The organism is Chromobacterium sp. LK11, from assembly GCF_001043705.1.
GTDB lineage: Bacteria > Pseudomonadota > Gammaproteobacteria > Burkholderiales > Chromobacteriaceae > Chromobacterium > Chromobacterium alkanivorans.
This window is the reverse complement of record NZ_LDUR01000051.1, coordinates 22,206-42,017: the sequence shown is the minus strand read 5'-3', so window position 1 is coordinate 42,017 and position 19,812 is coordinate 22,206. Positions and strand designations below refer to the sequence as shown.

Annotated in this window: 15 protein-coding genes; 8 read left to right on the top strand and 7 right to left on the bottom strand. The window is 67.8% G+C overall.

All coding sequences use genetic code 11. From position 1 onward, the window contains the following. Positions 1–96: 96 nt before the first annotated feature. Genes VK98_RS24090 through VK98_RS22170 form a run of 5 tightly spaced genes read left to right on the top strand, consistent with a single transcriptional unit; the run spans position 97 to position 5,838 of the window. On the top strand, positions 97–2,862 hold the full coding sequence (locus tag VK98_RS24090; protein WP_197083144.1) for a 3-deoxy-7-phosphoheptulonate synthase: 2,766 nt from the start codon (positions 97–99) through the stop codon (positions 2,860–2,862). Further along, the gene (locus tag VK98_RS22185; RefSeq protein ID WP_048416093.1) at positions 2,856–4,373 is read left to right on the top strand and encodes an anthranilate synthase component I family protein; all 1,518 of its coding nucleotides are present in this window, start codon (positions 2,856–2,858) and stop codon (positions 4,371–4,373) included. Before VK98_RS24090 ends, VK98_RS22185 begins: the two co-directional genes overlap by 7 nt. Beyond that, positions 4,364–4,972 carry an aminodeoxychorismate/anthranilate synthase component II gene (locus VK98_RS22180; RefSeq protein WP_048416092.1) on the top strand — a complete coding sequence of 203 codons (609 nt, stop codon included), beginning with the start codon at positions 4,364–4,366 and terminating at the stop codon, positions 4,970–4,972. The genes VK98_RS22185 and VK98_RS22180 overlap by 10 nt, the downstream gene beginning before the upstream one ends. A 48-nt stretch (positions 4,973–5,020) precedes the next feature. Further along, positions 5,021–5,449: a thioesterase family protein gene (locus VK98_RS22175; protein ID WP_048416113.1), complete on the top strand. Its 429-nt coding sequence runs from the start codon at positions 5,021–5,023 to the stop codon at positions 5,447–5,449. Further along, a complete protein-coding gene (locus VK98_RS22170; RefSeq protein ID WP_048416091.1) occupies positions 5,446–5,838 on the top strand; it encodes a RidA family protein in 393 nt (130 codons plus the stop codon). The genes VK98_RS22175 and VK98_RS22170 overlap by 4 nt, the downstream gene beginning before the upstream one ends. Before the next feature lie 450 nt (positions 5,839–6,288). Here VK98_RS22170 and VK98_RS22165 read toward each other — a convergent pair whose 3' ends face one another. Continuing rightward, positions 6,289–7,746 (bottom strand): PLP-dependent aminotransferase family protein, encoded by a 1,458-nt coding sequence (locus VK98_RS22165; RefSeq protein ID WP_197083143.1) that lies wholly within the window; start codon positions 7,744–7,746, stop codon positions 6,289–6,291. Positions 7,747–8,018: 272 nt separating this feature from the next. Here VK98_RS22165 and VK98_RS22160 point away from each other — a divergent pair, with 272 nt between their 5' ends. Next, positions 8,019–8,639: a VTT domain-containing protein gene (locus VK98_RS22160; RefSeq protein ID WP_048416090.1), complete on the top strand. Its 621-nt coding sequence runs from the start codon at positions 8,019–8,021 to the stop codon at positions 8,637–8,639. Positions 8,640–8,795: 156 nt separating this feature from the next. Here the strand turns inward: VK98_RS22160 and VK98_RS22155 are convergent, their stop codons facing one another. The 5 genes from VK98_RS22155 to dsbD form a co-directional block, all read right to left on the bottom strand. Next, positions 8,796–12,134, bottom strand: a complete 3,339-nt coding sequence (locus tag VK98_RS22155; RefSeq protein WP_156188020.1) for a hypothetical protein — start codon at positions 12,132–12,134, stop codon at positions 8,796–8,798. A 212-nt stretch (positions 12,135–12,346) separates the two neighbouring features. Beyond that, a complete protein-coding gene (gene dsbG / locus VK98_RS22150) occupies positions 12,347–13,096 on the bottom strand; it encodes a thiol:disulfide interchange protein DsbG (protein WP_048416088.1) in 750 nt (249 codons plus the stop codon). A 7-nt stretch (positions 13,097–13,103) separates the two neighbouring features. After that, a complete protein-coding gene (locus VK98_RS22145) occupies positions 13,104–13,922 on the bottom strand; it encodes a TlpA disulfide reductase family protein (RefSeq protein ID WP_048416087.1) in 819 nt (272 codons plus the stop codon). A gap of 149 nt (positions 13,923–14,071) precedes the next feature. Then, a complete protein-coding gene (gene dsbG, locus VK98_RS22140) occupies positions 14,072–14,821 on the bottom strand; it encodes a thiol:disulfide interchange protein DsbG (RefSeq protein WP_053077548.1) in 750 nt (249 codons plus the stop codon). A 28-nt stretch (positions 14,822–14,849) separates the two neighbouring features. Beyond that, entirely contained in the window at positions 14,850–16,622 is a 1,773-nt protein-coding gene (dsbD, locus tag VK98_RS22135) for a protein-disulfide reductase DsbD (RefSeq protein ID WP_048416086.1), read from the bottom strand. 109 nt (positions 16,623–16,731) lie between these two features. Here dsbD and VK98_RS22130 point away from each other — a divergent pair, with 109 nt between their 5' ends. After that, positions 16,732–17,397 carry a response regulator gene (locus VK98_RS22130; RefSeq protein ID WP_048416085.1) on the top strand — a complete coding sequence of 222 codons (666 nt, stop codon included), beginning with the start codon at positions 16,732–16,734 and terminating at the stop codon, positions 17,395–17,397. Beyond that, entirely contained in the window at positions 17,394–18,710 is a 1,317-nt protein-coding gene (locus VK98_RS22125) for an ATP-binding protein (protein ID WP_048416084.1), read from the top strand. Before VK98_RS22130 ends, VK98_RS22125 begins: the two co-directional genes overlap by 4 nt. Here VK98_RS22125 and VK98_RS22120 read toward each other — a convergent pair. Beyond that, positions 18,685–19,782, bottom strand: a complete 1,098-nt coding sequence (locus VK98_RS22120; protein WP_053077547.1) for a ferritin-like protein — start codon at positions 19,780–19,782, stop codon at positions 18,685–18,687. The two genes, VK98_RS22125 and VK98_RS22120, sit on opposite strands and share 26 nt — an antisense overlap. Positions 19,783–19,812 lie beyond the last annotated feature (30 nt).

Below are 19,812 nucleotides of genomic sequence, written 5' to 3'. Positions count from 1 at the left end.
TGCCCACCGGGCGGCCCGGCCCGCAGCCTTGCCCGGCGCAAGCGGCTCTTGCCGGGCGAGGTTTTCCCAATCAGCACCCGATAAAACGAGATCACGATGCTGACACTATCCAAAGCCTGGAGCCCAAGCAGCTGGCAGGCGAAACCGCACACGCAAATGCCCGATTACGACGACGGCGCCGCGCTGCGCGCCGTGCTGTCGCGTTTGAGCGCCTATCCCAATCTGGTGCCCTCCGCCGAAATCCGCCGGCTGCGCGCCGCGCTGGCCGGGGTGGCGCGCGGCGAGGGCTTCGTCATCCAGGCCGGCGACTGCGCCGAGCGCTTCGCCGGCCTGCGGCCGGAGGTGCTGGGCGGCCACTACCGCCTGCTGGAACGCATGGCCGCGGACCTGGGCCAGGCGCTGCAACGCCCGGTGCTGCGCATCGGCCGCATCGCCGGCCAGTACGCCAAGCCGCGCAGCCAGCCGCAAGAAGCGCTGGGCGGCTTGAGCCTGCCCAGCTATCGCGGCGACATCATCAACGGCGTGGAATTCGCCGCCGCCGCGCGCGCCCACGACCCGCAGCGGCTGGAATCCGCCTACTTCCACGCCGCCGCCAGCCTCAACTATCTGCGCGGCCTGGACCGCGAGGTCGCGCCGCGCGACAGCGGCTACTACGTCAGCCACGAGGCGCTGCTGCTGCCCTATGAACAGGCCCAGCTGCAGCAGGACGAGCGCGGCGACTGGTATTGCGGCTCCGGCCACTTCCTGTGGGTGGGCGAACGCACCCGCCAGCTGGACGGCGCGCACGTGGAATTCCTGCGCGGCGTGAACAACCCCGTCGGCGTCAAAGTGGGCCCCGGCATGGCGCGCGACGAGCTGCTGCGCCTGATCGACGCGCTGAACCCGGACAACGAAGCCGGCCGGCTGACCCTGATCACCCGCTTCGGCGCGGCTAACATCCAGCGCCTGCCGGAGCTGCTGGACGCGGTGAGCGCCGAAGGCCGCCAGGTGCTGTGGCTGTGCGACCCGATGCACGGCAACGGCGTACAGGCCGCCAACGGCGTGAAGACCCGGCGCTATGAAGACATCCTGGCCGAGGTGGAAGCCTTCCTCGCCGCCCACCGCGACTGCGGCAGCCACGCCGGCGGCGTGCACCTGGAATTGAGCGCCCAGGACGTCACCGAATGCCTGGGCGGGCCGGACGCGCTGGCCGAGGAAGACCTGGGCCGCGCCTACCACAGCAGTTGCGACCCGCGCCTCAACCCGCGCCAGGCGCTGGCCCTGACCGATCGCTTGATCGCCGCGCTGACCCAGCCCTCCGGCGCGGCGGCGCGGCCGGCGCCGGACGCCGCCGCCCCGGAACCGCTGATCAATCTGGCCGAGCGCCTGGCCGCCAGCCGGCCGGACAGCGACCGGCTCTGCTTCGTCGGCCCCGGCTTCAGCCTCAGCTACCGCCAGCTCAACCGCGCGCTGCGCCGCCAGGCCGCCTGGCTGCAAGGCGAGGGCGTGGCCGCCGGCGAGCGCGTGCTGATCGCGCTGGACGACGGCCCGGAGCTGGCGGTGGCCTTCTACGCCGCGCTGGCGGTGGGCGCTTTGCCGGTGGTGGCCAATCCGCGGCTGGACGCCGCCTCGCTGCACCATCTGCTGGCCGACGCCGCCCCGGCGCTGTGCCTGGGCCAGTCCTCGCAGATCGCGGTGTGGCCGGCCGCGGCCAAGCTGCGGCTGCTGGACGCCGGCGCTCATCTGGAATGGCTGGCCGGCGACAGCCCCGACGACGACTGGGACGATTTCGCGCGGCAGCCGGAAGACGCGCCGGCGCTGATCCAGTACACCTCCGGCAGCACCGGCCAGGCCAAGGGCGTGGTGCACAGCGCCCGCTCCATGCTGGCGGTGTGCTCGCATTTCGCCGCCGGCCAGCTGCGGCTGGGCGCGGACGACGTGCTGTACTCGGTGCCCAAATCCTTCTTTGGCTACGGCATGGGCAACAGCCTGTTCTTCCCGCTCTATCTGGGCGCTTGCGGGGTGCTGGACGGCGCCTGGCCGTCGGCCGAACGGGTGGCCGGCGTGCTGCGCCAGTTCCGCCCCACCGTGCTGTTCGCCGTGCCCACCCTGTACCGGCTGCTGCTGGAACACGGCCTGGAGCCGTCCGACGTGGCGATCCGGCTGGCCTTCTCCGCCGGCGCTCCGCTGTCCGCCCCCTTGGCGCGGCGCTGGCGGCAGCGCTTCGGCTTCGATCTGCACGACGGCATCGGCGCCACCGAAATGTGCCATGTGTTCGCCACCAGCTACCCGGACGCGCTGCGCTCCGGCAGCGTCGGCCGCATGTTGCCGGGCTGGGAGGCGCGCATCGTCGACGCCGACGGCCGGGACGCGCCGGCCGGCGAATGCGGGGTGCTGCTGGTCAAGGCGCCCAGCCGCGCGCTGGGCTACTGGCGGCGTCCGCAGGAAGAACAGGAGCGTTTCCAGGACGGTTGGTATCGCACCGGCGACCTGTTCAGCCGCGACGAGCACGGCTATCTGAGTTTCCACGGCCGCGAGGACGACCGCTTCAAGGTGTTCGGCCGCTGGGTGGTGCCGGTGGAAATCGAAAACTTGCTGGCCGCGCTGTTGCCGGAACTGGGCGACGCCTACGTGGTGGCCGCGCCGGACCGCGACGGCGAAGCCCGCCCGGCGTTGATCCTGCGCGCCGGCGACGACAGCGAGGCGCTGGTGCGCCTGGTGCACGCCACGCTGGAAGCCCATCTGGAAAGCTATAAGCGCCCGGCGCTGGTGTTGGCGCTGGAGGAGATTCCGCTGAACAAGAACGGCAAGCCGGACCGGCGCGCGATGGCGCAACTGGCCGCCCGGGAACAGGCGGAGCGCAAGGAGGAAAAAGTATGCTGAGCGAAGAGGCGTTTCTGCGTTACGGCGACCACGGCTTCAGCCTGGCGCCGCTGTGGCAGACCCTGCCGCTGCCGGCGGGCGCGGACCCGCTGGCGCTGTACCAGGCGCTGGCCAACCAGGGCAGCGACTATCTGTTTGAAACCGGCCACTGGCGCGACGGCGAGTTCCAGCGCGCCTATTCGGTGATCGGCCTGCCCTGCCGCGAGCGGGTGGAACTGGACGAAGGCCGGCTGCGCCATTGGCGCGACGGCCAGCTGCTGCGCGAACTGGAGTGCGAGGACCCGATGGCGGAGCTGGCCAGGCTGCGGCAAGGCTGGAGCGCGCCGCACTTCAGCGCCTTGCCGCCGTTCTCCGGCGGCCTGTTCGGCTACTTCGGCTTTGAAACCACCCGTTTGATCGAGCCGCGGCTGCGCCGCCAGCCGCGCAAACCGTCAGGGCTGGCGCTGCCGGACGCGCTGCAATGGCTGAGCCTGGACTTGCTGGTGCTGGACCACCAGCAGGCCAGCGTCTATTGCATCGTCCACGAATCCACCGAGGCGACGGCCGCTTACGCGCGCGGCCAGCGGCGCTTGCGGGAGCTGTGCGAGCGCACCCGCGCGCTGTTGGCGGAACCGCCGGAGCCGCCGCCGGCGTTCGCCGCGGACGCGGCGGCGGACCCCGCGCTGAATCACGCTTTTTCGCGCGAAGACTTCCAGCGGGCGGTGGGCCGGATCAAGGACTACATCGCCGCCGGCGACGTGATGCAGGTGGTGCTGTCCCAGCGCATGAGCCAGCCCTTCGCCGCCGACGCGCCCACGCTGTACCGGGCCTTGTCCGGCCTGGGCGACACGCCTTACCGCTACCTGCTCAATCTGGGCGACGCCCAGATCGTCGGCGCCTCGCCGGAAATGCTGTTCCGTCAGCAAGACGAGCGCGTGACCAGCCGCCCGATGGCCGGCACCCGCCGCCGCGGCGCGGACGCGGCGGAAGACCAGGACCTGCGCCGCGAACTGCTGGCCGATCCCAAGGAAATCGCCGAACACATGATGCTGGTGGACCTGGCGCGCAACGATCTGGGCCGGCTGGCCGAGCTGGGCAGCGTGCAGGTGGACGAGTTGCTGACCGTGGAGAACTTTTCGCACGTCATGCACATCGTCTCCACCGTGTCCGGCAAGCTGCCGCAACAGGCGCAGGCGTTGGACGTGCTCAAGAGCACCTTCCCGGCCGGCACCCTCAGCGGCGCGTCCAAGGTGAGGGCGCTGGAGGTGATCGCCGAGCTGGAGCCGCATTCGCGCGGGGTCTACGGCGGCTCCATCGGCTACATCGGCTGGCGCGGCAACGCCGACCAGGCCATCACCATCCGCACCGGCGTGCTGCAAGGCGGCCAGCTGCACGTGCAGGCCGGCGCCGGCGTGGTGCAGGACTCGCTGGCCGAGCGCGAATGGCAGGAAACCCTGGAAAAAAGCCGGCTGATGCTGCTGGCGGCCAAGCTGGCCGCGGCGGCGCGGCAAGAGGAGGCGGCATGCATTTGATGATCGATAACTACGATTCCTTCACCTACAACGTGGTGCAGTACCTGGGCATGCTGGGCGCGGACATCATGGTGCGGCGCAACGACGAGATCGGCCTGGAGGAGATGGAAGCGTTGCGGCCGCGCTCGCTGATCGTCTCGCCCGGACCCTGTTCGCCCGCCGAGGCCGGGGTGTCGCTGGCGGCGATCCGCCGCTTCGCCGGTCGCCTGCCCATCCTCGGCATCTGCCTGGGCCACCAGTGCATCGCCGCCGCCTTCGGCGCGCAGGTGCGCCGCGCCGACGAAGTGCTGCACGGCAAAGTGTCGCGCATCCATCACGACGGCGAGGGCCTGTTCGAAGGCCTGGCCGACGGCCTCAAGGTGGCGCGCTATCACTCGCTGGTGGCGGACGCGCTGCCGGACGAGCTGGTGGCCACAGCCTGGGCGCTGCGCGCCGACGGCGGCCGGGGCGAAATCATGGCGCTGCGCCACCGCAGCCTGCCGATTCACGGCCTGCAATTCCACCCGGAATCGGTGCTGACCGAACAGGGGCTCAGCATGCTGGGCAATTATCTGCGGCTGGCCGAGCGCGCCGCGCAAGCGGAAACCGAGCTGGTCTGACACATGCAAGGGGGCGGCCGCGGCCGCCCCCGCCAAGAAAGCGACAAGATGCAAGATCCCCATTTTTCCAAGGCCTACCCGATCCGCTTCTCCCACTGCGATCCGGCCGGCATCGTTTACTTCCCGCAATATCTGGTGCTGAGCAACTGGCTGGTGGAAGACTGGTTCACCGAAGGCCTGGGCATCAGCTTCGCCGACTTCATCGGCCCGCGCCGGCTGGGCCTGCCCATCGTCAAGCTGGACTGCGAATTCCTGCGCCCGTCGCGCCAGGGCGAGCAGCTGACGCTGCAACTGCGCGTGGCGCGGCTGGGCGGCAGCTCGCTGACCCTGGACATGGAAGGCCACGCCAACGGCGAACTGCGGCTGCGCTGCCGCCAGGTGCTGGTGCACATCTCGCTGGACAGCGGCGCCGCCATCGACACGCCGGCCGACGTGCGCGCCGCCTTGAGCGGCTTGCTGGAGGAGGCGACGGCATGATGCAAATTCTGCAACCGCCGGAATGGGCGCGCCCGCGCGGCTACGCCAACGGCATCGCCGCGCGCGGCACCATGGTGTTCACCTCCGGCCAGCTGGGCTGGGACGCGGAGGAAAAGCTGGTGGGGCCGGGCTACGCCGAGCAGGCGATCCAGATCCTGAAGAACATCGTGGCGGTCCTGGCCGAGGCCGGCGCCAAGCCGGAGCATCTGGTGCGGCTGACTTGGTATGTGTCCGACCGCGACGCCTATTTCGCCGAGGCCCGGGAAGTGGGCCGCGCCTACCGGGAATTGATCGGCCATTTCCCGGTGATGAGCGCGTTCCAGGTGGCGTCCCTGATGGTGCCGGGCGCCAAGGTGCAGATCGAAGCGACGGCGGTGATTCCGGATTGAGGCTTGCCAGGGCGGGTGGAGCCGATAGGCTAGACCCGCCAAACCGCGCCGCCAAGGCCCAAGCATTGATCCCATCGCGTTTCCGCGTGGGTATCGCTGCGCTCCACCCACCCTACGAGATGTGGATTTGTAGGGTGGGTGGAGCCGTAGGCGATACCCACCAAACCCCGCCATCCAAGCCCAAAGTTCAATCCCATCGCGTTTCCGCGTGGGTATCGCTACGCTCCACCGCACCCTACGGCAGGCGGATTGGTAGGGTGGGAGGAGCCGTAGGCGATACCCGCCAAACCCCGCCACCAAACTCGGCCATCGAATACCCATCAATCCCGCCGCATTTCCGCGTGGGTATCGCTACGCTCCGCCCACCCTACGAGATGTGGATTTGTAGGGTGGGAGGAGCCGTAGGCGATACCCGCCAAACCCGCCGGCGACAGGCAAGAGAGCTCGCCCTCAGCCTCCTGGCGGCAACAATCGGCCTTCCAGGCACAGGCGCAGATTCCGCGCCTGCTGCGCGGCCTGTTCCGGCGTGGCTACGTTGGCGAAGCCGAACAACAGGCCCTTGCCGCAATCCGCCTCCAGCGCCCGCGCCGACAACGCGGCGATGCCGAAGCGCTCGCGCTTGGCGCGCTGCGCCAGGGCGATGTCGTCTTCCGAGCGATCCAGCCTCGCCAGCAGATGCAGGCCGCAGGCCGGCACGTCGAAGCTCATCCTGTCGCCGAACTCATGGCGCAGGCTGGCGATCACCAGCTCGCGGCGCTGCGCGTAGGCGGAGCGCATCTTGCGCAGATGGCGGATGAAGTGGCCTTCCTGCATGAAATCCACCACCACCCCCTGGTTCAACAGCGGGCAGCCGTCGTGCCAGGTGTGGCAGGCGGCGTTGAAGCGCGCCAGCAAGGGCTTGGGCACCACCAGATAGGCCAGGCGCAGCGCCGGGCTCAGCACCTTGCTGAAGCTGCCGACGTAGAGCACGTTGTCGTTGGCTCCCAGGCTGGCCAGCGCCGGCTGCGGGCGGCCGTCGTAGCGGTATTCGCTGTCGTAATCGTCTTCGATGATGAAGGCGTTGTTGTGCTCGGCCCAGGCCAGCAGCTCCAGGCGCCGCACCAGCGACAGCGACACCCCCAGCGGGCTTTGATGCGCCGGGGTCACCAGCGCGAAACGGGCGTGCGGCGCCCTCTCCTTGGCGGCGGCCACCTGCATGCCGTCCCGGTCCACCGGCACCGGCACCAGCTCCGCGCCCATTTCCGCCATCAGGTGGCGGCTGGGCGGGAAGCAGGGGTCTTCTATCCACACCTGGTCCAGCGGCCGCAGCAGGGTGCGGCCGATCAGGTTCAGCGCGCCGCGGTAGCCGGCGGTGATGAACACCTGCTGCGGCGAGCAGTCCAGCCCGCGCGACAGGTGCAGATAGGCGGCGATGGCCTCGCGCAGCGGCCCGTAGCCGGCCGGTTGCGGGTAGGACAGGAAACGGTTTTGCAGCCGCAGCTGGCGGGTGTTCAGGCTGGCCCACAGCTTGCGCGGGAACAGGTCCAGCGCCGGCAAGCCCAGCTGATAGGGCAAGGGTTGCCAGTCCGAGGCGGAGTCGAACAGTGACAGGCCGGCCGGGCGCGGCGCCGGCGCGTCCGACGGGCGCGGCTGCTGCATGCGCACGTCCGCCAGCCGCGGCGACACCACGGTGCCGGCCTGGCCGCGCGCCTCCAGATAACCTTCGCCTATCAATAATTCGTAAGCCAGTTCCACGGTATTGCGCGACACTTGCAGCTCGCTGGCCAGCGCGCGGATGGACGGCACCCGCTGGCCCGGCGTCAGGCTGCCCTGGCTGATGGCCTGGATGAAGCGTTGATACACTTGGCGGTACAGCGGCAGCGCGTCGTCCTGGCTGGAGAGTTCCGGGGCGGCCAGGCCGGCGCTCACGTCGGCGCTCCCGCGCGCGGACAGGAGGATAAGAAGGGGGCTTGCGGCAACTGAGGCATGGCGGCTTCCTAAAAGCGGTTTAGTTTGAAAGTCGATAGCCGTTGCAGAATCAATTCTGACATTTGCTGTCATCATTAAAAACAAAACAATATGCCCATGTCAAATTAAGATTCCGGCGAAGCGGCCATGGACCTGGAAACATCCGCCCGGCGCGGCGGTCAACAGCTAGAGCCGTAGAATTCACTGGAGCGAGGAGAGCAAGCGTGTTGACCATGGGGTTTCTGAGCTGGTTGTTCGGCGATGAGAATCTGATGTCCTTGTTGGCGCAGAACTGGGTGCTGGGGGTATGGATCGTGGCCGCCATCGTGTTTTGCGAAACCGGCCTGGTGGTGCTGCCCTTCCTGCCCGGCGACGGGCTCTTGTTCGCCACCGGCGCCTTGCTGGGCGCGCAGGGGGTGTCGCCGTGGTGGCCGATGGGGCTGATCACGCTGGCGGCCATCCTGGGGGATTTGCTGAATTACAGCATCGGCCGCTCCGCGCTGGGACAGACGCTGATCCGGCGCGGCTGGGTCAAGCCCCAGCACCTGGCCAAGACCCAGGTCTTTTTCGACCGCTACGGCGCGCCCACCATCACCATCGGCCGCTTCGTGCCCATCGTGCGCACGGTGGCGCCGTTTCTGGCCGGCTTGTCCGGCATGTGTCCGCGCCGCTTCGCCTGCTACAACGTGTTGGGCGCGGTGATCTGGTGCGGCGGGCTGCTGTCCATGGGCTACTGGCTGGGGGCGATTCCGTGGGTGCAGGACAATATGCTGTGGCTGGTGCTGGGCATGGTCGCGCTGCTCTTGCTGCCGCCCTTGTGGCAGTGGCGGCGCAGCCGCCGTCAGGCCGGCTGAAGGTTTTGGAGACGGTTTCAACTCCGGTTTCTATCCATTTCGCCGACGCGCAGCAGGCTGCGCCATGATCGCGGCGCTGCCGGCCTTGACGTCGAACGGCGCGGATTCAAGGTCCGCGCCGCCGGCGATGTTCATGGAATGATCTTGAGGCTTGCGTCAGAGAATGCGGGGTTTGCCATCGGCCGTTAGCGCTTCCGCCTGGCGGACTCGGGTCGCGCTGGCTGGGCTGGCTTTGGGCACTCTTGGCGCATTTTCCAGAGCATTGTTCACGCGGATTTCTTCATGCTCGTCTTTCAGCATGCCCAGGCGGGCGTGTAGCAAGTTGGTGTCCGCCGGTTCCATCTTGCGATTGAAATCGCGCACCCATAATTCTTCCGCCCTGGCGCGCGCCGCCGCTTCCACCTGCTGTCTGGCGGCGGCTTCCGCCTGTTGGCGCGCGGCTTGTTCCGCCTGCTGGCGAGCCGCGCTGGCGGCCTGCTCGCGCGCGGCTCGTTCCGCTTGCTCCCGCGCAGCTTGCTCGGCCTGTTTGCGGGCCGCGGATTCAGCGTGTTCACGCGCGCGTCGCTCGGCCTGTTCTTGAGCGGCCTGCTCCGCCTGTTGTTTGGCGACGCGTTCCGCCTCTTGTCGGGCCGAAGTTTCGGCTTGCTTGCGCGCCAGCTCTTCCGCCACGGTCTTGGCCTGCTGTTTGACTTGCTGCTGCGCGGTTTCCGCCACCTGCCGCTCGGCTTCGCTGCCTGCGGCGGATTGAGCCTGCCTCAAGGATGGGATGGCGGCTGCGCTGGCCCCGGCTTCCGGGGCCGCTTGCGCGTGATTGGCGAAACTTTGTCCAATCTGGCTCATCTTTTCACGGAAAAAACTGTCGCTCATCACATGGTCTACCAGTCGCCGGCTGGCCAGCTCAATGGCTTTGTGCTTGTTTACCTGGCCGCTGAAGTCCTTGGCTTCGTCCACCGCCTTGGCCACGATGCGTTGCGCGGCGTCGGATTGCAGACAGCGTTCCAGCGCGGCTTTCTCCGCGGCGGGATGCTCCAGGTAGACGCCGCTGGCCAGTAGTTGCTTGGCTAATTGCTCCCTACCGGCGCGTGTCAGAGCGCTGAGCGCGGAATCCAGTTCGCGGCGGTGTTGTCCGCTGATGCGAGAGGCCTCGTTATGCACCGCATCCAGTGCTTTGGCGTTGGCTTTCAATTCTTGCTTCAGTGTTTTTTGGCCTGCTTTGTCCTGTTGGGACTGGAGCTGCGTCAACTGAGCTTGCTTGGCCTCAGTGTTGGCGTTATAGCCCTGTGCCAGTTGCCGAGCGTGCCCAAGAGCGATGTTCTGTTTATCTTGGCTACTTGCGCGCAATTGCCCCGCTTGGCGTTCGAAGTCTGCGTGCAGGGCGGCGGCCAGTTCCAGGTGGATGGGTTTCAATTGATCGCGCATATAGCGGGGCACTTCAAGTCCGTAATGGCTGGCCACTTGCTGCAGCTGCGCCGACCGTTGTTGCTGCTGCTGTTGGAAGGCTTCGCGTTGAGCTTCGGCGGCGGCTTGTCGGCTTGCAAGCGCGAGGCCGCGTTCCTTGATGTTTTCCAATCGATCATTGATGGCACTCAGGGTGAGCGCTTGGGCGGCCGGCATCTGACCGGCGCGCTCGCGCAGCATCTTGTCCAACTGCTTCTGGATCTTTGCGGTCAGCTTGGCCATGGTGGCGGGGCTGGCCTGGCTGTCTATGGTGTTGAGCAAGGATTTGAGCGCATCCAGCAGTTCCGGGTGAGCCTTGCCGTGCTCCAGCACGGACTGGTAGTAGCCAGTCAGCTTGCCCAGAGTGAGTTTGCCATTGTCGGGAGAGCGCAGCAGCTTGGCGGTTTTCTCGGCCACGGTTTGCCCATGGTCTTGGGCCAAGGCTTGCAGCAGTTGCAGATAGGCTTCGTTGAGTTCGACTCCAAGTTGACGGTCCCAAGCCTGGTTGTAATTCAGGCTGCGAAGCAATTGCTGATTCAATTCGAATTGGCCAAAGCTGTTTTTCCGGCTAATGGCCTCCAGTTGCCGTAATGGCGACTGGGTTTCCGCGTTGGCGATGATCTGTTGCAGTTTCTGGGCGCCGGCAGTTAAGGGGCGGGCCAGTTGCTGGGCGCGCGCTTGTTCGGTATCGCTTTGCTTGGGCGCGTCGGGCTCGAAGCTCATATCGTCCGGCATCAGGCGGTTGGCGCTCAGTACGTCCCGCAGCATGGACTGAAAGCGTTCGTTAATGGCGGGGTCTGCCAGCAACTCGGCGGTTTCCGGGGCGTCCAGCGATTCGAGCATGTGGAAAAAGCTTTTCCATTGCACAACCTTGTCTTGGAAAACGGTAGGTGTATCGAAGCCCCAGTCGCCTTTGCTGTCCTTGCTGAGATTGAGCAGATGATCCGCGCCGAATGCAACCGCTCCATGCTCGGGGTCAAATCCAAGTTGTTGGTGGAAGCGGGCGATGTCGACGAAGACCCCTTCTTTGGCGTCATTGTGTTGTGCTTGCGCAGAGGAGTAGCCAATCGTTTCCAAAGAGCCTGGCTTGGCGTGGGCGAGCAGACTTTGAATAAGCTCGGATTCCCCTTCCTTGGATTTCTTGATGGTTTTTTCAACGAGCTCGCCGGTTTTTTTGTCGCGAATTTGCAAGACTTCCACCTGCTCGCGCCTGGCGGTGGTTTTGACTTCGAACTGGTTGAACTCTTTGGTGTCGACATTCATCAGGTGTTGTCCGCTCACCTGTTTTTTTTCAGCGGCGCTTTGCTTGGCGCGCAGCGGCTCGGATTCCGTCTTGCCCAGCTGTTGTTCCAAAAACTGCTTGTCGACCAGAAAGCTGCGAATCAGCGGGCTTTCCGCCCCCGCCATTTTGTACTTCATCAAATAGCCCAAGGCGCGGTGGGGCGTGCCGAAGCCTATCCATAACGCTTTGCCGCTGGCGTTCAGGCTGCCGTCTGGATTTTGGCCGACATCCTTGAAGTTGTCCCCGGTGGATTTGGCGTATACCGCCATATAGGCCCGGACATAGCCCGGATTGGCGGAGTCGTCCAGATTGGCGTAGGCGATGGAGGTATGTCCCACCGCGCTGTTCTTGGCATCCGCGGCTTTGAGCAGCTCGATTTCTTTTTGAGTATCCGCTCGCCAGCGTTGGCTGGCTGCGCCACCCGCCTGATTGTTGCGTGCCAGCAATTGCTCCAGCGCTTTGGCTTTCTCTCCGGGGAGTTGGCCGGCGTTTTCATTCATATTCATCATGTAGGCCAGGCCTAGCGACATTTCTGCTTGCTGTATGCCCGTCAGTTTTTCCGCCACGCGGGATGAGTATTGCCGCCATTGGGGTTCGCTCAGTGTTTTGGCGCTCTCCGGCACCGTTTGTCGCAGCACGGGTTGAATAGTTTGTGCCGAGATGCCTCGCAGTCGGCTGGCCAGGGGGCCGCTGGCAACCTGAAGCGGTGTCTGTTGAGAGGCCGTTGCCGTGTTCAGGGAGAAAGAGGTTCGGTTGGCGTGAATGGGGCTGGGCATGGCTTGATCCTTAAATTGGCATGCGGGAGGCAAGGCTGAATTGAGGGCAGCGGATTGGCTGAGTGGCAGGCCGGGCGAGGGTGTTGCTATAAGCAAGGTGGGGTGTTCGGCTTGGACGGGGCTAGCGCTGTTTGTTGGCGTAAAGATACCCGCCGGCGTTGCCGGCGGGCTTGCAAGTTTTGTTCAATTCAGCGGTGGCGAGAGCGAGGGGCTCAGCGCGGCCCGAGCAGTTTTTGCAGCGTGGCCGCCGTGGGCACGCCTTGCACTTTTTGCAGTTGGCCCCGGGCGTCGCGGTAGAAGGACGCCGGGGTGGCGAACACGCCGAAGCGTTCCATCAGCTGCTGGTTGGCCGCCAATTTGGCGCCGACGGCGGCCGGCGGTTTGGCCAGCGGCCGCACTGAATCTCCTTCCTCGTGGCGCGCCAGCGCGGCGGCCGGGTTCGGCGCGGCCAGGATGGCGGCGGCCTTGGCCGGGCTGTCCTCGGCCAGCAAGCCCACCAGGATGTGGCGGATCTGGACCTTGCCCGCGCTCACCCAGGGCCGGGCGTCGCGCCACAGCTGTTGGCAGTACGGGCAGTTGGGATCGGTGAAGGTGTAGACCACGCGCTCGGCGCCGGCCTTGCCGTCGGCGATCCAGTGGCTGCTTTCCAGTTGCCGCCACAGCGCGGCGCTGAACTGTCGGTCCAGCATCTCCGGCTGCCATTTGTCGCCGTTGGCGTCGGTGACGTTGCCGACGATGGCCTGCTGGCCGTCCGCGGTCAGGTAGACGGCCTGCGGCCGGCCCAGATAGAGCGAGGCGTAGCCGGTTAGCCCGGACGGGCCGGGGAAGCTGCCGAGAATTTCATAGCCCTGGGCCTCCAGCGCCTGGATGGGCGCAGGCCAGGACTGGGCGTGGGCGACGAAGGCGTTCAGGCTGAGCCAGAGCGCCAGCGGCGCCAGGCGGAAAGAGAGCGGGGCGGTCATGGTGCGCTTATTCCTTGGAGTCTGAGCGGGTGAGCGTTTGCAGTTTGCTGGCCAGGGTGGCCGCTGACAGTTCGCCCAGGTGGACGGAGGCCAGGCGGCCGTCGGCGTCGAAAAACAGGGTGGTGGGCAGCGCCGCCGAGCCGTATTCTCGGCCCAGCGCGCCGCCAGGGTCCAGCAGCACGTGCTTGAGCCGCAGCGGCTGCTTGTGGAAGAACTCGCGCACAGCGACTTCGTCCTCGCCCTGATTGGCGAAGATGAAGCTCACGTCGGACCTTTGCCGCTGGGCGTCTTGCAGCAGCGGCATCTCCCTCAGGCAGGGCGGGCACCAACTGGCCCAGAGATTGAGCACCACCGGCTTGCCGGCGGCCAGCGCCGGCAGCGAGGCCGGAGCGCCGTCCAGCTGCGGCAGCGCGCGGGTGGACAGCGCGGCCTTGGTGCGGCCCTGTTGCAGCGCCTCGCCGCCGGCCCAGGCCAGGGCGCCTATCAGGACGGCGACGGCCAGCGGGCGACGCCGTTCCGGGCCGCGCCAGCCGCGCCAGACAGCCAGGAGCAGCGCGGCGGCGATGCCGGCCCAGGGCAGAAAGCCGCCGTCGCGCAGGTCCAGCATCGCCAGCGGCCGGTGCGCGTACAGCGAAAACCAGGACAGGACGAAGCCGACGCGCGCGGCGACGAAGCCCCACAGCAGCATGTCGTTGAGGTCGGCGGCCACGCTGACGCGGCGGCCGCGGCCTGCGAGCAGGCCGGCGCCGTGGGCGGCAAGCCAGGCGGCGGCGACAATGGCCAGGCTGACCGGAATGGCCAGCGGGCCAAGGTGAAAAGAAAGCATGATTCAGTCCTGCGCCGCGCGGAGCGGCATGGCTCCCTCGGCGCGCCGGCTGCCGAATAAGGCCGCGTGCATGGAGGGGCGGTTTTTTTAAAACGCCTGAATAGACTGGGCGCCTTCCAAAAAATTCAGCGGCTTGCGCCAGTCCGGCGTCAGCGCGGCCCCAGAATGCGGAGCAGCCGTTCGGCGTTGGGCGCGCCCTGGATTTTTTGCAGATCGCCTTTGGGGTCCGCGTAGAAAATGACCGGGGTGGCGAACACGCCGAAGCGCTCCATCAATTGGTGATTGGCGACCAGCTTGGCGCTGACCGCCGCCGGCGGTTTGGCCAGCGGCGCCACGCCGCCGGAGGCGTGTTGGCGCTCATGGCGGTTGAGCGTCGCGGCCGGGTCGGCGGCGGCCAGGATGGCGGCGGCCTTTCCCGGGCTGTCCGCCTTGATCACGCCCACCAGGATGTGGCGGATTTGAACTTTGCCGGCTTGCACCCAGGGGCGGGCGTCTTGCCAGAAGCGGTTGCAGAACGGGCAGTTGGGGTCGGTGAAGGCGTAGACCACGCGCGGGGCGCGGGCGTCGCCGTCGGCGACCCAATGGCTGGCTTCCAACTGCCGCCACATGACTTGGCTGAATTGTTTATTCAGCAGCGGAGCGTTCCAGGGCTCGCCGTTGGCGTCGCTGAGCTGGCCGACGATGGCCTGCTTGCGGTCCGGCGTCAGGTAGAGGGTTTGCGGCCGCCCCAGATACAGAGCGGCGTAGCCGGTGAGGCCGCCGGGCCCGGGAAAGCTGTCCAGGATTTGATAGCCTTGGCGCTCCAGCGCCTGGATGGGCGCGGGCCTGGCCGGGGCGGCCAGGGCGTGGACAGGCAGGCTCAAGGCCAGCAGCAGCGGCGGAATGGTTTTGAAAAGCATTTGAGGGTCCTTGGCGGCGTTGTTGGGTTCAGCGGGCCTGCCGCGCCTGGTTCAGGCGTTCCAGGAAGGCGTCCGGACCGAGCGCGCCGACGATGCGCTGGGCGCGGCGCTCCTGGCCGTCGGGGCCGATCAGCAGCAGCGTCGGCGGCCCGATCACCTGGCGCGAGGCGAGCAGCGCGGCGCTGTCCGGGCCGGACTCGGTCACGTCGGGCCGCAGCAGCTTCATGCCGGCCAGCGCTTGTTGCACGCGGGGATCGCCAAACACCTTGCGCTCGATTTCCTTGCAGGCCACGCACCAGTCGGCGTAGTAGTCCACCAGCGCCCACTGGCCTTGGCGCGCGGCCTCGTCCAGGCCCTGTTGCAGCGCGCCGATATCGCGCACGGTGACGAAGCCGAGCTGTTCCATGTCGGCGGCGGGCGCGGGCGCCGCGGAGACGAAGGCGAGCGGCCGCAGCGGATCGCCCTGCCCGGCGGCCGCGCCGATCAGCATCGCCGCCGCCCACAGGCCCAGCAGCGCCGCCGCGCCGCGCAGCGTCCATTGGCCCGGGCTGGCGAGCCAGGGCCGGGTCAGCGTCAGCAGGCCGACGGCGACGGCGGCCAGCCACGCGCCCCACAAGGCCAGGCTGGCCGCAGGGGGCAGCACGCGGTCTAGGAACCAGATCGCCATGCCCAGCAGCAGGAAGCCGAACACCGCTTTGACCCGGTTCATCCACAGGCCGGGACGCGGCAGCAGCTTGGCGCCCAGTGCGCCCACCAGCAACAGCGGCACGCCCATGCCCAGGCCCATGGCCAGCAAGGCCAGGCCGCCTTTGAGCACGTCGCCGCTGTCGCTGATGTAGAGCAGGGCGCCGGCCAGCGGCGCGGTCATGCAGGGGCCCACCAGCAAGGCGGACAGCACGCCCATCGCCGCCGCGCCGCCCAGGGTGCCGCCGCGCTGGCGCTGGCTGGCCATGGCCAGCCGGTCGCGCAGCGCAGCCGGCAATTGCAGCTCGTAAACGCCGAACATGGCCAGCGCCAGCAGCACGAACAGCGCGGCGAACAGGCCCAGCGCCCACGGCGTTTGCAGCGCGGCCTGCAGATTGGCCCCCATGCTGGCGGCCAGCGCGCCCAGCGCCGCGTAGGTCAAGGCCATCGGCAGCACAAAGGCCAGCGCCAAGACCAGGCCGCGCCGCGGCGTGGCGCCGCTGCCGACGATCAGGCTGCTGAGAATGGGCACCATCGGCAGCACGCAGGGCGTGAAGGTCATCAGCAGGCCCAGGCCGAAAAAGGCCAGCAAGACCCAGCCCGCGCCGGATTGCGCCAGCCGCGCGGCCAGCGCCTGATCTTCGCCCAGGGGCGGCGCGGCGAGGGAGGCGGTTCCGGGCGCTCCCGCGGCGGCGGTGTTGACGGCCTGGCCGCCGCCGGACAGCTCGACGACGCGATGTTGCGGCGGATAGCACAGGCCGGCTTCGGCGCAGCCTTGCCAGCTCAGAGCGAGGCGGCGCGCCTGGCCGGCCCGCACCAGCAGTTCCAGCCGCTGGTAATACACCTCGGATTCGCCAAAGAATTCATCATGGATGGTTTTGCCGGCCGGCATCGCCGGCGGCGGGACGCTGCCGGCGGGCTCGGCCGAGATCTTGATATTCTTGCGATACAGGTAATAGCCGTCGCGGATGTCCCAGCGCAGGCGGACCTGGCCGTCGCCCAACTCGCTGACGCTGAGGCGGAAGGCCTGTTCCGGCGGCAAAAAGCCGGTTTGCGCCTGGACGGCGGGCATCCAGAGGACAAGCAGCAGCAACAGGCTGCGGAAAATAAGCGGCATTGCGGTCTCCATGGCGATGAATGCGCACAGCCTGGGCGCCGGGGATTAAGCCGCCGTTAACAATGGGATAATCCGTTGCCGGCAAGCTGGGGACGACAAGGAGGCGGGAATGCGGGTGTTATTGGTGGAAGACAACGAGTTGATCGCGCTGGGCATCGTCGCCGGGCTGCGCGCCCACGGCCTGACGGTGGACGTGGTGGGCAGCGCGGCCCAGGCCGAGGCGGCGCTGGCGACGCTGGACGCCGATGTGATGATTCTGGACCTGGGGTTGCCGGACGAGGACGGCATGCGCTTGCTGGCGCGCTTGCGCGCGCGCGGCGCGGCGCTGCCGGTGCTGGTGTTGACCGCGCGCGACGCGGTGGAGGACAGGGTGGCCGGCCTGCGCGCCGGCGCGGACGATTATCTGCTCAAGCCCTTTGATCTGGACGAGCTGGTGGCCAGGCTGCACGCCTTGCGCCGCCGCGCCGCCGGGCGCTGCGTGGATGCGATCGAGGACGGCCCGCTGCGGCTGGACCCGGTGCGCGGCGAAGTCTGGCTGCACGGCCGGCCGGTGGCGCTGGCGCGCCGAGAACTGGCGCTGCTGGCGGCTCTGATGCAGGCGCGGGAGCGGATTCTCAGCGCCGAGCAACTGAAGGACCGGCTCTACGATTACAGTGAGGAAATCGAAAGCAACGCCCTGAACGTGCACATCCATCATTTGCGGCGCAAGCTGGGTCCGGCGATCGTGGAGACGGTGCGCGGCCTGGGCTATCGCTACGGCAGGGCCGGCGCATGAGCTTGCGCCTGCGCTTGCTGTTGTGGATAGGGGTGTCGCTGTGTCTGCTGTGGGGCGGCGTGGCGGCCTGGACGCTGCATGATCTGGAGCGGCAGATGCGCTTGACGCTGGACCGGCGGCTGGCGATGTCGGCGCAGATGGTGGCCGGCCTGATGGAACAGCTGCCGGCGCCGCCGCCGCGCGCCTTGCCGCGTTTCGACGGCATAGGCGCCGGCATCGCGTGTCAGATCGTTTCCGTGCGCGGCGAAGTGCTGGCGCGCACGCCGGGCGCGCCGGATACCCGCGCCGCGCCGGCGCCGGGCTATGCCGAGCAAAGCTTGCGCGGCGAGCGCTGGCGCAGCTATACGGTGGTGGCCAACGGCCTGAGGGTGACCACGGCGGACCGGCTGACCGAGCGCGACGCGATGTTGGCGGATATCCGCTGGGCCGCCGCCGTGCCCTTCATCGCGGCCCTGGCCGGCAGCCTGGTGGTCTTGTGGCTGGGCGTGAACCGGGGGCTGCGGCCGCTGGAGCGGCTGCGCCGCGCCCTGGCGCGCCGAGCGCCGGACGCCCTGGAGCCGGTGTCCACGCGGGGCTTGCCGCGGGATGTGCTGCCGCTGGCGGACAGCCTGAATCAATTGCTGCGTCGCATCGGCGAGGCGCTGCAACGCGAGCGGCGTTTGACCAGCGACGCCGCCCATGAGCTGCGCACCCCGCTGACGGCGATCAAGACCCACCTGCAGGTGGCGCGCATCACCCTGGGGCCGGACGCGGCGCAGGCTTTGGCCCACGCCGCCGAAGGAGCGGAACGTTTGCAGAACACCTTGGGGCAGCTGCTGATGCTGGCGCGGCTGGAAGGGGCTTTCGATTGGGAGGAAGGCCCGCCGGCCTGCGCCGACGAGGTGGCGAGGCTGGCGATGCGCGACGCGGAGCCGGCGCCGCCGCGGCGCATTGTCTGCGCGCCGCTGCCGGAGGCCGCGCTGGCCTTGCCTCAGGCGCTGGCGGCCACCGCGCTGCGCAATCTGCTGGACAACGCCTTGCGCTATTCGCCGCCGGACGCGCCGGTGCGTCTGCAGGCCACGCTGTGCGAGGGGGGCTTGCGCTTCGAGGTTCGCGATCAGGGGCCGGGGCTGACGGCCGCCCAGCGCGAGCAGGCCGCGCAGCGCTTTTGGCGCGGGCGGCATGCCGGCGCCGGCAGCGGTCTCGGCCTGTCCATCGCGGCCGCGGTCGCCGGGCGCTTCGGCGGCCGCCTGGAACTGCTGGCCGGCGAGGAGGGCGGGCTATGCGCCGCCCTGACGCTGCCGGTGCTCAGCTCGACTGATGAATGCGCATGAAAGGCGGCGCGGCCACCACGTCCGGCACGCTGCTGTTGACCGGGTGCTGCATCACCTTCTGCGCCACCAGCTTCAGCTCGTACATGATGCCGATGGCGGCGTCCAATTCCCGCGGCTGGCCGTTGAAGGTGCGGTCCAGCGCGGCCAGCAGGTTCTGGTAGGCCTGATAGAACTGGGCGCCGCTGACGGCCGCGCCGCTGCCGGCCGGATAGTCCGAGAGCGCGGCGTTGGGCAGCAGGTTGAACACCCCGGTTTCGTCCAGCGGCACCGGCTCGCCGGTGTAGGACCAGCCTGAGGGGCTGGAGTCGTCGCGCACCAGCCGCTTGCCGTAGTAGATCTCGCCAAACTTGAAATAATGGGCGTAGCCGCCGCCGGCGTCTTCCTTGGGATTGATCCAGTCGTCCTCCACCTGCACGCCCTCGCCCTGGCGCACGATGGTGTCTATCACCGCGCGGGCGCTGGCCATGTCGTAGACCTTGCCGTCTGGACAGCCCGGCACCTCGTGCGGGAACCACTGGCTGACGTCCACCTGCTCGTCCAGCCGCGGCTGGGCGAAGCAGTCGTGGCCGTGGTTTTCCAAGTATTGCAGCCGCTCCAGGATGGCCTGGTAAAAGCGGCCGATGGAGTCGAAGCCGGGCTGGTTGTCGACAGAGGCTTGGGTTTCGCCGGGCAGGATGGCCTGGGTGTCCGGCCGTTCTATCTCCATGAACACTTCCTGCGCCTGCTGCCGGCTCAAGGCCTTGAGGGTGACGATCAGGCCGGTGTCCACGCACATCGGCAGCGGGCCGGGGTAATTGAGCGCCCGGCCGTCTTCGATGACGCGCGGATTGCCTCCGATGGCGATCAGGGTGTTGGCGGCCAGCGTCATGTGCAGCATTTCCTCCACCACCACCGACTGCACCAGCGCGCGCGCCTCCTGGTTCTGGCCGGGCTTGATGGAGAACAGCGCGGTCAGATAAGTGGGAATGGTGGACAGCTCCAGCCGCACCGCGCCGGCCAGCATGGTCCGCACATCATTGATGTGCTCGGCTTGAAGCAGTTCGGCCATCAGTTCTTGACGTATCTTCAGCATGGCTTGGTTTCCTTGCTTGGTTTCCTTGAA